Origin of the sequence: Pseudomonas frederiksbergensis, assembly GCF_003732665.1 — a bacterium.
Lineage (GTDB): Bacteria > Pseudomonadota > Gammaproteobacteria > Pseudomonadales > Pseudomonadaceae > Aquipseudomonas > Aquipseudomonas frederiksbergensis_G.
The window spans coordinates 222,344-236,423 of the sequence record NZ_MOBP01000022.1; the positions used below are offsets into that span (position 1 = coordinate 222,344).

General features: G+C 58.9%; 10 protein-coding genes. 8 read left to right on the forward strand and 2 right to left on the reverse strand.

Annotation, left to right across the window (positions count from 1 at the left end; all coding sequences use genetic code 11):
* Window positions 1-23 precede the first annotated feature (23 nt).
* The 6 genes from clpP (at window position 24) to BK665_RS29355 (ending at window position 8,189) form a co-directional block, all read left to right on the forward strand.
* On the forward strand, window positions 24-659 hold the full coding sequence (gene clpP / locus BK665_RS29330; RefSeq protein WP_008148423.1) for an ATP-dependent Clp endopeptidase proteolytic subunit ClpP: 636 nt from the start codon (window positions 24-26) through the stop codon (window positions 657-659).
* 112 nt (window positions 660-771) lie between these two features.
* Window positions 772-2,055 (forward strand): ATP-dependent Clp protease ATP-binding subunit ClpX, encoded by a 1,284-nt coding sequence (clpX, locus tag BK665_RS29335; RefSeq protein ID WP_007901798.1) that lies wholly within the window; start codon window positions 772-774, stop codon window positions 2,053-2,055.
* 162 nt (window positions 2,056-2,217) lie between these two features.
* On the forward strand, window positions 2,218-4,614 hold the full coding sequence (lon, locus tag BK665_RS29340; protein ID WP_123410000.1) for an endopeptidase La: 2,397 nt from the start codon (window positions 2,218-2,220) through the stop codon (window positions 4,612-4,614).
* 148 nt (window positions 4,615-4,762) lie between these two features.
* Window positions 4,763-5,035 carry an HU family DNA-binding protein gene (locus tag BK665_RS29345; protein ID WP_002552737.1) on the forward strand — a complete coding sequence of 91 codons (273 nt, stop codon included), beginning with the start codon at window positions 4,763-4,765 and terminating at the stop codon, window positions 5,033-5,035.
* Between the two features lie 233 nt (window positions 5,036-5,268).
* The gene (locus tag BK665_RS29350) at window positions 5,269-7,140 is read left to right on the forward strand and encodes a SurA N-terminal domain-containing protein (RefSeq protein WP_123410001.1); all 1,872 of its coding nucleotides are present in this window, start codon (window positions 5,269-5,271) and stop codon (window positions 7,138-7,140) included.
* A 227-nt stretch (window positions 7,141-7,367) separates the two neighbouring features.
* A complete protein-coding gene (locus BK665_RS29355; RefSeq protein ID WP_123410002.1) occupies window positions 7,368-8,189 on the forward strand; it encodes a DUF2242 domain-containing protein in 822 nt (273 codons plus the stop codon).
* Between the two features lie 359 nt (window positions 8,190-8,548).
* Here BK665_RS29355 and BK665_RS29360 read toward each other — a convergent pair whose 3' ends face one another.
* Both BK665_RS29360 and BK665_RS29365 read right to left on the reverse strand, forming a co-directional pair.
* The gene (locus BK665_RS29360; RefSeq protein WP_123410003.1) at window positions 8,549-9,589 is read right to left on the reverse strand and encodes an AraC family transcriptional regulator; all 1,041 of its coding nucleotides are present in this window, start codon (window positions 9,587-9,589) and stop codon (window positions 8,549-8,551) included.
* Between the two features lie 3 nt (window positions 9,590-9,592).
* A complete protein-coding gene (locus tag BK665_RS29365) occupies window positions 9,593-10,723 on the reverse strand; it encodes a carbon-nitrogen hydrolase family protein (protein WP_123410004.1) in 1,131 nt (376 codons plus the stop codon).
* A gap of 210 nt (window positions 10,724-10,933) precedes the next feature.
* On the opposite strand from BK665_RS29365, the gene BK665_RS29370 reads away from it, so the two are divergent.
* Together BK665_RS29370 and BK665_RS29375 are read left to right on the forward strand one after the other, a co-directional pair.
* A complete protein-coding gene (locus BK665_RS29370; protein WP_123410005.1) occupies window positions 10,934-12,973 on the forward strand; it encodes an oxidoreductase in 2,040 nt (679 codons plus the stop codon).
* A gap of 153 nt (window positions 12,974-13,126) precedes the next feature.
* The gene (locus tag BK665_RS29375) at window positions 13,127-14,035 is read left to right on the forward strand and encodes a 1-aminocyclopropane-1-carboxylate deaminase/D-cysteine desulfhydrase (RefSeq protein ID WP_123410006.1); all 909 of its coding nucleotides are present in this window, start codon (window positions 13,127-13,129) and stop codon (window positions 14,033-14,035) included.
* Window positions 14,036-14,080: the final 45 nt, after the last annotated feature.

Genomic DNA, 14,080 nt, shown 5'->3' on the forward strand with positions numbered 1-14,080 from the left:
CTATTTGGGAGTGACTGCAGAGCATGTTCCGTAATTCGTATATTCAGCAGAACTCTGATATCCAGGCCGCAGGCGGCCTGGTCCCGATGGTTGTCGAGCAGTCTGCTCGTGGCGAGCGCGCTTACGACATTTACTCGCGCCTGCTCAAGGAGCGAGTGATTTTTCTGGTTGGTCCGGTAGAGGACTACATGGCCAACCTGATCTGTGCGCAACTGCTGTTCCTTGAAGCGGAAAACCCGGACAAGGACATCCATCTTTATATCAACTCCCCGGGCGGTTCGGTGACAGCAGGGATGTCGATCTACGACACCATGCAATTCATCAAACCCAACGTGTCGACTACCTGTATCGGCCAGGCGTGCAGCATGGGCGCGTTCCTGCTGACGGCCGGTGCCGCTGGCAAGCGTTTCTGCCTGCCGAACTCGCGTGTGATGATTCACCAGCCATTGGGCGGTTTCCAGGGTCAGGCGTCGGATATCGAAATCCATGCCAAGGAAATTCTCTTCATTCGTGAGCGTCTGAACACGCTGATGGCCAAGCATAGCGGGCACACGCTGGAAGAAATCGAGCGCGACACCAACCGCGATAACTTCATGAGCGCAGAAGCCGCGCGTGAATACGGCTTGATCGATGAAGTGATCAGCCAGCGCCCCGCTTAAAATAAGCAGCTCAAAATAGGCTTGGTCGGCCGCTCCGATCACTCGCGGGCTTGAAAAAGCCCGCAATAGCCTTCATCTTGTGTTGCAAGCCTATCGGATTTGGATCGAACGAATGACTGACACCCGCAACGGCGAGGACAACGGCAAGCTGCTCTATTGCTCCTTCTGTGGCAAAAGCCAGCATGAAGTGCGCAAATTGATTGCCGGCCCCTCGGTCTTTATCTGCGACGAGTGCGTCGACCTGTGCAATGACATCATCCGAGAGGAGGTGCAGGAAGCCCAGGCCGAGAGCAGCGCGCATAAATTGCCTTCGCCTAAAGAAATCAGCGGCATCCTTGATCAGTACGTGATTGGTCAAGAGCGTGCAAAGAAGGTTCTGGCCGTAGCGGTGTACAACCACTACAAGCGTCTGAACCAGCGTGACAAAAAGAATGACGACGTCGAACTCGGCAAGAGCAACATCTTGCTGATCGGCCCGACAGGCTCGGGTAAGACCCTGCTTGCCGAAACACTGGCCCGCTTGCTGAACGTTCCGTTCACCATCGCCGACGCAACCACCCTCACCGAGGCGGGTTACGTAGGTGAAGATGTCGAGAACATCATTCAGAAGCTGCTGCAGAAGTGCGATTACGACGTGGAAAAAGCCCAGATGGGCATTGTCTACATCGATGAAATCGACAAGATTTCGCGCAAGTCTGACAACCCGTCGATCACCCGGGACGTTTCCGGTGAAGGCGTGCAGCAGGCCCTGCTCAAGTTGATCGAAGGCACGGTCGCTTCCGTTCCGCCACAAGGTGGTCGCAAGCATCCGCAGCAGGAATTCCTTCAGGTCGACACCCGTAACATCCTGTTCATTTGCGGTGGTGCGTTCTCCGGTCTGGAAAAGGTTATTCAAAACCGTTCCACCAAGGGCGGCATTGGTTTCAACGCAGAAGTTCGCAGCAAGGAAGAGGGCAAGAAAGTCGGTGAATCCCTGCGTGAAGTCGAGCCTGACGATCTGGTCAAGTTCGGTCTGATCCCGGAATTCGTCGGACGTCTGCCGGTCCTGGCTACGCTGGACGAGCTTGATGAGGCTGCGTTGATGCAGATTCTCACCGAGCCGAAAAATGCTCTGACCAAGCAGTACGCCAAGTTGTTCGAGATGGAAGGCGTGGACCTGGAATTCCGGGCCGACGCACTGAAATCGGTCGCTAAACGTGCCCTGGAACGCAAAACCGGTGCCCGTGGCCTGCGCTCGATTCTCGAAGGTGTGTTGCTCGACACTATGTATGAAATCCCCTCGCAGTCCGAGGTGAGCAAAGTAGTGATCGATGAAAGTGTTATCGAAGGCAAGTCCAAGCCACTGTATATCTACGAAAACAGTGAGCCGACAGCCAAGGCCGCGCCAGACGCTTAAGCGTCACGCTGCTGGAACAAAGAAGGGGCCTTCGGGCCCCTTTTCTTTTAAAGCTTTTTTAACATCCTCTTTGCGCTTGTTTTTTTTGAAAGCAGCCCCCATCTTGGTTTCAAGCTTACTTCCATCTGTTTACGGCCATATGGCCGCCGTAGAGGCGAAATCATGAAGACAACCATCGAATTGCCTCTCTTGCCATTGCGTGATGTCGTGGTTTATCCGCACATGGTTATCCCGCTGTTTGTGGGGCGCGAGAAATCCATCGAAGCCCTCGAGGCTGCGATGACGGGCGACAAGCAGATCCTTCTGCTGGCTCAGAGAAACCCTGCTGACGACGATCCCGGTGAAGAAGCACTTTATCGCGTAGGTACTATTGCCACTGTTCTGCAACTGCTCAAGCTGCCTGACGGCACCGTCAAGGTTCTGGTCGAAGGCGAGCAGCGGGGCGCCGTGGAGCGCTTCAGCGAAGTGGACGGCCACTGCCGTGCCGAAGTCTCGCTGATCGACGAAGTCGACGCGCCTGAGCGTGAATCGGAAGTCTTCGTGCGCAGCCTGCTGGCTCAGTTCGAACAATATGTACAGTTGGGCAAGAAAGTCCCGGCTGAAGTCCTGTCGTCGCTCAACAGCATCGACGAGCCAGGTCGCCTGGTCGACACCATGGCCGCGCACATGGCCCTGAAGATCGAGCAGAAGCAGGAAATCCTCGAAATCATCGATTTGTCGGCCCGGGTCGAGCACGTTCTGGCGTTGCTGGATGCCGAGATCGATCTGCTGCAAGTCGAAAAACGCATCCGCGGTCGCGTCAAGAAACAAATGGAGCGCAGTCAGCGCGAGTACTACCTGAATGAGCAGATGAAGGCCATTCAGAAAGAACTCGGCGACAGCGAGGAAGGCCACAACGAAATCGAAGAGCTGAAAAAGCGCATCGATGCCGCCGGCCTGCCGAAAGATGCCTTGGCCAAGGCCCAGGGCGAACTGAACAAGCTGAAACAAATGTCGCCAATGTCCGCGGAAGCGACCGTGGTGCGTTCGTACATCGACTGGCTGGTTCAAGTGCCGTGGAAGGCCCAGAGCAAGGTACGCCTGGACCTGGCCCGTGCCGAAGACATTCTCGACGCCGACCACTATGGTCTGGACGAAGTGAAGGAACGCATCCTCGAATACCTCGCGGTGCAAAAGCGCGTGAAGAAGATTCGTGGTCCGGTGTTGTGCCTGGTCGGTCCTCCGGGTGTGGGTAAAACCTCCCTGGCGGAGTCGATTGCCCACGCCACCAACCGTAAATTCGTCCGTATGGCCCTCGGTGGTGTGCGTGATGAGGCGGAAATCCGTGGTCATCGCCGTACTTACATCGGTTCGATGCCAGGAAGATTGATTCAAAAGATGACAAAGGTTGGGGTTCGCAACCCGCTGTTCCTGCTCGATGAAATCGACAAAATGGGCAGCGACATGCGTGGCGACCCAGCGTCGGCGTTGCTGGAAGTGCTCGATCCGGAGCAGAACCACAACTTCAACGATCACTATCTGGAAGTCGACTATGACCTGTCCGATGTGATGTTCCTTTGCACCTCCAACTCGATGAACATTCCGCCGGCGCTGCTGGACCGGATGGAAGTGATCCGTCTGCCCGGCTACACCGAAGACGAGAAGATCAACATCGCGGTCAAATACCTTTCGCCAAAGCAGATTCAGGCCAATGGCTTGAAGAAAGGCGAGCTGGAATTCGACGCCGAAGCGATCCGCGACATCATCCGCTATTACACCCGCGAAGCCGGTGTACGGGGGCTTGAGCGCCAGATTGCCAAGGTTTGCCGCAAGACGGTCAAAGAGCACGCACTGGAAAAACGCTTCTCGGTGAAGGTCACCGCAGACATGCTGGAACACTTCCTCGGCGTGCGTAAATTCCGTTATGGCCTGGCTGAATCCCAGGATCAGATTGGTCAAGTAACCGGTTTGGCGTGGACTCAAGTGGGCGGCGAACTGCTGACCATCGAAGCCGCTGTCGTGCCGGGCAAGGGGCAGTTGATCAAGACCGGTTCCCTGGGTGATGTGATGGTCGAATCGATCACCGCCGCCCTGACCGTGGTCCGCAGCCGTGCCAAGAGCCTGGGGATCCCCCTGGACTTCCACGAGAAGCGCGACACGCACATCCATATGCCGGAAGGGGCGACCCCGAAGGACGGCCCTAGCGCGGGTGTAGGCATGTGCACGGCCCTGGTATCAGCATTGACCGGGATTCCTGTACGCGCAGACGTGGCCATGACCGGCGAAATCACCCTGCGTGGCCAAGTGCTGGCGATCGGTGGTTTGAAGGAAAAACTGCTGGCGGCTCACCGTGGCGGGATAAAGACCGTGATCATTCCTGAAGAGAACGTACGCGATCTGAAGGAAATTCCTGACAATATCAAGCAAGATCTACAGATTAAACCAGTTAAATGGATTGACGAGGTCCTGCAAATTGCGCTGCAATACGCGCCGGAGCCCTTACCGGATGTGGCTCCGGAGATAGTTGCAAAGGATGAAAAACGCGAGTCTGACTCTAAGGAAAGAATTAGCACGCATTAGTACGCATTTGCCTGGGGGGCTTCCTTGACAGCTTTTTAGAGCCCTTGTTATAAAGCGGCTCTTAAGTGTCTGTAGGCCATTCAGCACTCGTTTTTGCTTTCACCAAAAAACTTAGAATCATACTCAAATAGATATAAGGGGACTTAGAGTGAACAAGTCGGAACTGATTGATGCTATCGCTGCATCCGCTGATATCCCGAAAGCTGCTGCTGGCCGTGCGCTGGACGCTGTAATCGAATCCGTCACTGGCGCTCTCAAGGCTGGCGACTCCGTAGTTCTGGTTGGTTTCGGTACGTTCTCCGTGACCGATCGTCCTGCTCGCATCGGTCGTAACCCACAGACCGGTAAGACGCTGGAAATCGCTGCAGCCAAAAAACCAGGTTTCAAAGCCGGTAAAGCACTGAAAGAAGCTGTCAACTAAGTTCGATTCAGGTTTTTGCCTATCCGGGTCGGGGTCATGCCTGACCTGGCAGCGGAGCGGTAGTCCAGCCAACAAGTCGTTGATCTGAGACACCGAGGGTCGCAAGTTCGAACCCTCGGTCCGTTCCGCCAGTTACGAGAAGGCGCATCCCCGGATGCGCCTTTCTTCTATCCGGATTCTACCCACGCTCCACGGTTGCCTAATTTTGAAGTTCAACCGTTTCTGGGGGACGCATGCTGCAGAATATCAGGGACAATTCACAAGGCTGGATTGCCAAGACCATTATTGGAGTCATCGTTGCACTGATGGCTCTGACCGGTTTCGACGCCATTTTCAAGGCTACGACGCACAGCAATGATGCGGCCAAGGTCAACGGCGAAGAAATCAGCCAGAACGAGCTGAGCCAAGCCGTCGATATGCAACGCCGTCAGCTGATGCAACAGCTGGGCAAGGATTTCGACGCTTCGCTACTCGACGAAAAAATGCTGCGCGAATCGGCTCTCAAAGGCCTGATCGATCGCAAACTGTTGCTGCAAGGCGCAGAAAAATCGAAATTCGCTTTCTCCGAAGGCGCTTTGGACCAGGTGATCCTGCTGACGCCTGAATTCCAGGTTGACGGCAAGTTCAGCCCTGAGCGTTTCGACCAGGTGATCCGTCAACTGGGCTACAGCCGTATGCAGTTCCGCCAGATGCTGGCTCAGGAAATGCTGATCGGCCAGTTGCGCGCTGGCCTGGCCGGTAGCGGCTTCGTCACCGATGCACAGGTTCTGGCCTTCGCCCGTCTGGAAAAACAGACCCGCGATTTCGCTTCCCTGAACGTCAAGGTTGACCCGGCGGCGGTGAAATTGACCGACGATGAGGTCAAGGCTTACTACGACGAACACGCCAAGGAATTCATGACGCCGGATCAGGTGGTCATCGATTACCTGGAATTGAAGAAGGCTTCCTTCTTTGATCAGGTCAGCGTGAAGGACGAAGACTTGCAAGCGGCCTATCAGAAAGAAACCGCCAACCTGGCCGAACAACGCCGGGCTGCGCATATTCTGATCGAAGTGAACGACAAGGTGACCGAGGCGCAAGCCAAGGCCAAGATCGAAGAAGTTCAGGCGCGCCTGGCCAAAGGCGAGAAATTCGAGGCGTTGGCCAAGGAATTCTCCCAGGACCCGGGTTCGGCCAACAACGGTGGTGACCTCGGTTACGCCGGTCCTGGCGTTTACGATCCAGTGTTCGAAAAAGCCCTGTACTCGTTGAACAAGGATCAGGTATCGGAGCCAATCCGTACCGACTTCGGTTTCCACCTGATCAAGCTGCTGGGCGTTGAAGCGCCGCAAGTCCCGACGTTTGCCAGCCTCAAAGACAAGCTGACCCGCGAGCTGAAAACCCAGCAGGTCGAGCAGCGTTTTGTCGAGGCGACCAAGCAACTGGAAGACTCCTCGTTCGAAGCGTCTGACCTGGCCCAGCCAGCGCAGGACCTGAAACTGACCGTCCACACTTCCGCGCCGTTCGGCCGTGAAGGTGGCGAAGGTGTCGCGGCAAACCGTGCCGTGGTCACCGCAGCGTTCAGCCCTGAAGTGCTGGATGAGGGTGCCAACAGCACCGCCATCGAACTCGATCCGGAAACCGTGATCGTGTTACGCGCCAAGGAGCACTTGAAGCCTGCGCAGTTGCCGCTGGAAAGCGTTGCCGCCAGCATTCGTACGCAATTGGCCAAGGAGCACGCCAGTGCTGCTGCCAAGACCAAGGCTGATCAGTTGATCGCCAGCCTGCGCGACGGCAAGACTCCACTGGACAAGGCCATCGACGGCCAGAACTGGAAGGTCACCGCGGCCGCCACTCGCGCACAGGAAGGGGTTGACCCTGCCGTGCTGCAAGCGCTGTTCCGCATGCCAAAACCTGCCGCCAAGGACAAGCCGACCTTCAGCAGCGTGACCCTGGCCGATGGTAGCCTGGTGATCGTGCGCTTGAACGGCGTAAACGAAGCCGCAGCGCCGACCGACGAAGAGAAGGCTCAATACCGTCGCTTCCTCGCCTCGCGCATTGGCCAGCAAGACTTTGCGGCCTACCGCAAGCAGTTGGAAAGCGAAGCCGAAATCAAGCGTTACTGATAACTGGCTGAGTTTCGCGCTACACAAGAACCCCGGCTCAAAGGCCGGGGTTTTTTGTGGGCGATCGAAAAGATTGGCCTGCCCATCGGTTATTCATCATGCCATGCGACTTTTCCTGCATATAACGGTCAACACCCCTGTAACCGTTTTAAGACACTATTCGATGCGCACCTAAGCATCGATCTGTTGCACAATACGCCCCGGACCGTTTTCTCTCAGGATGTTCAATGTTTAGATCAATTCCCATGCGTGTTGTCGGGCTAGCCTTGGTGCTGGCCGTTGCTGCCGGTTGCTCGTCGAAGAAAGCCGCCATCTATGAGCATGAGAACTTCGACGACTCCGGAACATTTTCCCGCAGCTATCCGGTGACCGATGCCCAGACCTGTGAAGCGGCGCGCCGCGCCTTGCTCAGTCAGGGCTACATCATCACCAGCAGCGATCCGAAACTGGTCAGCGGTCACAAGAGCTTCCAGCAAACCGGTGAAACCCACATGGAGATCAGCTTCAGTGTGGTGTGTGCCGATGATGGCTCCGAAGGGCACCACGCGACCATGTTCGCCAACGCCTTGCAGGACCGCTATGCGCTGAAGAAGACCAACAACTCTGCCAGCCTCGGCGTCGGTGTGTTGGGCTCGGTGTCGATGCCGATTGGCTCGTCCGATGACTCGATGGTCAAGGTCGCCAGCGAAACCGTGTCCTCGGCCAAGTTCTACGAGCGTTTCTTTACCCTGGTGGAGCTGTTCCTGCCGCCGGAAGCGAAGAAAGCCGCGCACATCGTCGAGAAGCCGAAAACCGACCTCGGTGTGCCTGAAGCCAAGGCTGCCCCGGCGGCACTGGCGCCAACGCCGGCACCCGCCGCAGAACCTGCAGCGGCTCCGGCACCTGCTGAAGCAGTTCCAGTCAGCTCGGAACCCGTAGCACCGCCTCCGGAAGCGGCTCCGATTGCTCCTGCTGAATCGTCCGAACCGGCTCCAGCCGCCGAAACCATCACACCGCCGACGCATCCGGACAACATGCCACCCCCAAGCGAACCGATCCCGGCGCAGTAATCGGTAAGCGCCCCAGGCCTTGCGGGAGCGTGTCACACGGCACGCTTCCCGCAGCGACCAACGAGTTTGACCCACGTCAAAGCAGGCCGTTTTCCTACGGGCTGTATCGAAAAAATCCTGTGATAAATTCCTGACCACCTGCTACGTTTTATTCAGTAGCGGCAGAGTGTCGCGTGAACGTCATTTTTCTTTCACGCGGGCACTTTATGCTCAAGGCGCTGGTCATTTGATCAGGCCTTTTTTAATGAGTGACAGGGGGAATATCACAATGGACGATTATCAAGAAGAGTTGCTCGAGTATTCGGCGTTTGAACTGGATCCGCTGGAACCGGCCGAAGACGCCACCGAGCTGTAAGGCTTTACGCGGATTGGCGATGACTGCGGCGAAACTCGCCGGGTGTCTGGCCGTTCCAGCGTTTGAAGGCCCGTTGAAAGGCTTCGGCTGAGGCAAAGCCGAGCAAATAGGCGATTTCCCCGAACGCCAGTTCGGTATCGCGAATGTAGGTCATGGCCAAGTCGCGGCGAGTGTCGTTGAGAATTGCACGAAATTGCGTGCCTTCCTCGGCGAGTTTGCGACGCAAGGTCCAGGTAGGCAGCTTCAGGCGTGCCGCTACTTCTTCCAGGTCGGGTTCCCGGCCACCATTGAGCAACGGCCCCAGCAACTGAGTGATGCGTTCACGCAGGCTGCGGGTGCGTGTCAGCTGTTCCAGTTCCCGTTCACACAATTGCAGCAGGTGCCGCCAAGTGCTGGGGCAGTGTTGCGGGTTGCGCTGGGCGAGGGTGTCCAGGCTCAGGCGCAGTTGATTGTGTTCGGCGCCGAACTGGATCGGGCAGTCGCCCAGTACCCCGTAGGCATCGCGATAGTCAGGTGCCTGGAATTCGATTTCGATGCGTTCGGCCCGCAGCGGGGCAGGGCTCAGGCTGGACAATTGCTGCAACCAGCCGGCGATGATCGAATCCACGACGAAGCGGTTGTAGGCGTTGTAGGGGCTGATGGAATAGAACCGCAGCCACGCGCCCCGTGCGTCTTCGTGAAAACTCGACTGGCCGCGATAGTTGGAGCCGTACAGGGCTTCGAAGCGAATCAGGCAGCGCGCCGCTTCCCGCACCGTCGGCGCCTGGGCGGCCGTGACGCCGGCCAGGCCCGCCTGGCTCAAGCGACTGAGCTGACCCATGCGCAAACCCAGCGCGGGGTCGGCGGTCAGTTGAATCGCCCCGTGACCCAGGCGCATGTAGCGCGGGATCGACAGCCTTGCGCCGGCTTCACCCAAACGCGCCGCATCGAGGCCGTATTGTTCGAGCAGTGGTTGCGGATCGGCACCGTGGCTGCGCACGGCATCGGCCAGGCTGTGGACAAAGCCCACCGACAAATCCCCGAGGCGCATCGGCAGCGGTTTCATGCTTTACAACCAGAGGTTCAGCATGCGTGCGCCACGGGTATTGCTGTCGGCGGAGTGCTGGCCATTGGCGCTGAGAAAGCTCTGCCCGGCGCTGCCCTTGTCCCAGAACTGCCCGCGCAGGAACACGCTCATGCCGGCGATGGCCTGGCTGCTGGGGGGCTGGGCGATCAGGGTCAGGCGATGCCAGGCCTGGCCTTCGCTGAGTTCACCGGCCTTGAGGCTGACCGAACCCGGTGTCGACGCGCCTTTATAGCCGCGCCACGGTTTGTCCCAGGCACCGTGCCCGACTACAAATGCCGGCACCGCCACCAGTTGCGCGCCTTGTTCATCGAGTTTGCGGTAGTTGTCCGGATACCAACTGTCGCTGCCGATCAGGATGCCCAGGCGTCCGGCCGGGGTGTCGATCACGTTGACCGTGTGATCGGTATTGGCAGCGAGAGTGTCCTGTTCGTCGAAGATCGGGTGCATCTGCCGTTGCGGCTGGCCGATCGGCCGACCGTCGCGACCAAACACCACCGTACTGTTGAACAGTGCGCCGCGGCCGATTTTCAGGCTGCCATCGCGCACACTCGGTTCCGGCAACACGATGGAGCCGGCCACCAGGGTGACGTGGAATTCTTTCGCCAGACCACCGAACAGCGCCTGGTAATCCTTGGCCATGTCTTTGGCCTTCATGCGCAGGTGAGCGTCATCCAGGCGACTGGCGCCCTTGGCGCTGATCAGGGCGCGGACGAACTGCAACGGGTTGCTTGCCGCCAGCCAATTCATGGCTTCCTTGAGGGTGCTGGCCTGATACAGCTCGTCCTTCTCGCCACTGACCATCAGCCAAGTGCCGACATGTTCCGGCAGCACGACGATGGTTTTTTCGTTCAACAGGCCCTGGTCCTGGGCCTTTTGCAGATAGGCCGCGAGCTTGCGGTGCAAACGCTCGGGGCTCTGGTAATCAGTGGGGAACAGCTCGGGCTGGATGCCCAGCAGGTTGCCGCGATCGGCCGGGGTGCCTTGATCGACCGCCAGATTGATCCGCAGGTCCGACAGGTAATGACCCACCGGACGGTCCGCGGCCCACATGGCGTAGGTCGTGAGGGCGGCGACCAGCGCCATGGAAAAGGTCAGGTACAAAAGTTTGCGCATGGGAAAGCAGTCGATAACCGTGTGCAGGATTCGCCGACTAGGGTAGGGCGCCTGCCGGCGCTTGCCAAGGGGCGCTGCGCATTTGGATCAATAAGTTGTCAGTTTGGGTCATTGAGTGACAACCACGCGACTCTTAGTCTGTGGCACATGACCGACGGGGGCCGAAGAGCTCCTGCATTTTTCCCGTGATCGCTCGATGTGGAGTTTCCGATGGCCGCTGCTCACTACCCGCACCTGCTGGCCCCGCTGGACCTGGGTTTTACCACGCTGCGCAACCGCACCCTGATGGGCTCGATGCACACTGGCCTGGAAGAAAAACCCGGTGGTTTCGAGCGCATGGCGGCGTATTTCGCCGAACGTGCCCGGGGCGGCGTGGGCCTGATGGTCACCGGCGGTATCGGCCCGAACGATGAGGGCGGCGTGTATTCCGGCGCGGCGAAGCTGACCACCGAGGAAGAGGCGCTCAAGCACCAGATCGTCACCCGCGCGGTGCACGAGGCGGGCGGCAAGATCTGCATGCAGATTCTCCACGCCGGGCGTTATGCCTACAGCCCGAAACAGGTAGCGCCGAGCGCGATTCAGGCGCCGATCAACCCGTTCAAGCCCAAAGAGCTGGACGAGGAAGGCATCGAGAAGCAGATCAGCGATTTCGTCACTTGTTCGGTACTGGCACAAACCGCCGAGTACGACGGCGTCGAAATCATGGGTTCCGAAGGTTATTTCATTAACCAGTTCCTCGCGGCCCACACCAACCACCGCACCGACCGTTGGGGCGGCAGCTACGAAAACCGCATGCGCCTGCCGGTGGAAATCGTCCGTCGCGTGCGCGAAGCGGTGGGCCCGAACTTCATCATCATCTTCCGTCTGTCGATGCTCGACCTTGTTGAAGGCGGCAGCAGCTGGGAAGAAATCGTCACCCTGGCCAAGGCTATCGAGCAGGCCGGCGCCACTATCATCAACACCGGCATCGGCTGGCACGAAGCGCGGATTCCGACCATCGCCACCAAAGTGCCCCGTGCGGCGTTCAGTAAAGTGACGGCCAAGCTGCGGGGTTCGGTGAGCATTCCGCTGATCACCACCAACCGCATCAACACCCCGGAAATCGCCGAGCAGATCCTGGCTGAAGGCGACGCCGACATGGTGTCCATGGCCCGTCCATTCCTCGCCGACGCGGATTTCGTCAACAAGGCTGCTGCGGGGCGTGCTGATGAAATCAACACCTGCATCGGCTGCAACCAGGCGTGCCTCGATCACACCTTCGGCGGCAAGCTGACCAGTTGCCTGGTCAACCCGCGGGCCTGCCATGAAACCGAGCTTAACTATTTGCCGGTTCAACAGATCAAGAAAATCGCCGTCGTCGGTGCCGGTCCTGCGGGCCTGTCTGCTGCCACCGTGGCCGCCGAGCGCGGGCATCAGGTGACGTTGTTCGATTCGGCCAGCGAAATCGGCGGCCAGTTCAACATCGCCAAGCGTGTGCCGGGCAAGGAAGAATTCTTCGAAACCCTGCGCTACTTCAACCGCAAATTGCAGACCACTAACGTCGAGGTGTGCCTGAACACCCGTGTCGATGTGGCACAACTGGTGGCCGGCGGTTACGACGAGATCATCCTCGCCACCGGTATTGCGCCGCGCACCCCGGCGATTCCGGGTGTCGAGAACGCCAAGGTGCTGAGTTATCTGGATGTGATCCTCGAGCGCAAACCGGTGGGCAAGCGCGTCGCGGTGATTGGCGCCGGCGGTATCGGTTTCGACGTCTCGGAGTTCCTGGTTCACGAAGGCGTGGCCACCAGCCTCGACCGTGAAGCGTTCTGGAAGGAGTGGGGCATCGACACGCACCTTGAGGCCCGCGGCGGCGTAGCCGGGATCAAGGCCCAGCCCCACGCGCCGGCCCGTGAGGTGTTCCTGCTGCAACGCAAGACTTCCAAGGTCGGCGACGGCCTGGGCAAGACCACCGGCTGGATTCACCGCACGGGGCTGAAGAACAAGCGCGTGCAGATGCTCAACAGCGTCGAATACCTGAAGATCGACGACGAAGGCCTGCACATCCGCATCGGCGAAACCGGCGAGCCGCAAGTGCTGGCGGTGGACAACATCGTGATCTGCGCCGGGCAGGACCCGCTGCGTGAATTGCAGGACGGCTTGGTGGCGGCGGGGCAGAACGTGCATTTGATTGGCGGCGCGGACGTCGCGGCGGAGCTGGATGCGAAGCGGGCGATCAACCAGGGTTCGCGCCTCGCCGCCGAGCTGTAATCTGCAGGCTAATTCTGCCAATGGCTATCGCGAGCAAGCTCGCTCCCACACTGGATCTGTGTTGCGCCGAAGATCAAATGTGGGAGCGAGCTTGCTCGCGATGGCTGCCTATGAGCGACTAGAATACCGGCTCTATCACCAGAGCCGGCCTCAATGCTCCTCCCTCCCAACGACTGGCTACCCCAGGCCCCGCTCAACCCCCTGCACCTCGACTGGCTCACCGCCGCCAACATCGAAGTCGCGATCCTGCGCCTGGACCAAATCGACCCGCTGATCAGCGGTAACAAGTGGTTCAAACTCATCCAGCACCTCAACGCCGCGAATAGCGCCGGTGCCGATGGCATCATCAGCCTGGGTGGCGCTCACTCCAATCATCTGCACGCACTCGCCGCCGCCGGTAAACGCCTGGGCTTCAAAACCGTCGGATTGCTGCGCGGCCATTCCCAAGTCACTCCGACCGTGACGGATTTGCAAGACTTCGGGATGGAGCTGCACTGGCTGGGTTACGGCGGTTATCGGGCGCGGCATGAGCCGGGTTTCTGGCAGCCGTGGCAGGCGCAATACCCGAACCTGCACCCGGTGCCGGAAGGGGGCGGTGGTTTGCTGGGCGCGCGGGGCTGCATGCAACTCAGGGATCAGGTCTGTGAGCAATTGGCCGATCTGGGCTGGAGCGACTACGACGGTTGGTGGCTGGCCTGCGGAACCGGCACAACGCTCGCCGGACTGGTCCTGGCCGAGGCGGGTGAGCACCCGGTTTATGGCGCGTTGGCAGTGCCGGACGATCATGGCGTGGCGCAACAGGTTGAAGCGATCGTGGGGGTGTCGGAATCGGCTTATGAACTGTTCGATGGCAGTCGCGGTGGGTTTGCCAAGGTTGATTCGCTGTTGCTGGAATTCATCGAAGAGACTGAACAAGCCAGTGGCGTTCCCTTGGAACCGCTGTACACCGGTAAAGCGCTGTTGGCGCTCAAGCAACACGTTGAAGCAGGAAGATTCCCCCAAGGCACGCGGCTGATCTTCATCCACACCGGCGGTTTGCAAGGCCGACGCGGCTTTAACTAACACACCACACATCCAACTGTGGGAGCGGGCTTGCTCGCGAAGGCG

What these genes read in the sequence shown, in the direction of transcription:
- clpP (WP_008148423.1), top strand. Translation starts at nt 24, where the DNA reads ATGTTCCGTAATTCGTATATTCAGCAGAACTCTGATATCCAGGCCGCA.
- clpX (WP_007901798.1), top strand. Translation starts at nt 772, where the DNA reads ATGACTGACACCCGCAACGGCGAGGACAACGGCAAGCTGCTCTATTGC.
- lon (WP_123410000.1), top strand. Translation starts at nt 2,218, where the DNA reads ATGAAGACAACCATCGAATTGCCTCTCTTGCCATTGCGTGATGTCGTG.
- BK665_RS29350 (WP_123410001.1), top strand. Translation starts at nt 5,269, where the DNA reads ATGCTGCAGAATATCAGGGACAATTCACAAGGCTGGATTGCCAAGACC.
- BK665_RS29355 (WP_123410002.1), top strand. Translation starts at nt 7,368, where the DNA reads ATGTTTAGATCAATTCCCATGCGTGTTGTCGGGCTAGCCTTGGTGCTG.
- BK665_RS29360 (WP_123410003.1), bottom strand. Translation starts at nt 9,589, where the DNA reads ATGAAACCGCTGCCGATGCGCCTCGGGGATTTGTCGGTGGGCTTTGTC.
- BK665_RS29365 (WP_123410004.1), bottom strand. Translation starts at nt 10,723, where the DNA reads ATGCGCAAACTTTTGTACCTGACCTTTTCCATGGCGCTGGTCGCCGCC.
- BK665_RS29370 (WP_123410005.1), top strand. Translation starts at nt 10,934, where the DNA reads ATGGCCGCTGCTCACTACCCGCACCTGCTGGCCCCGCTGGACCTGGGT.
- BK665_RS29375 (WP_123410006.1), top strand. Translation starts at nt 13,127, where the DNA reads ATGCTCCTCCCTCCCAACGACTGGCTACCCCAGGCCCCGCTCAACCCC.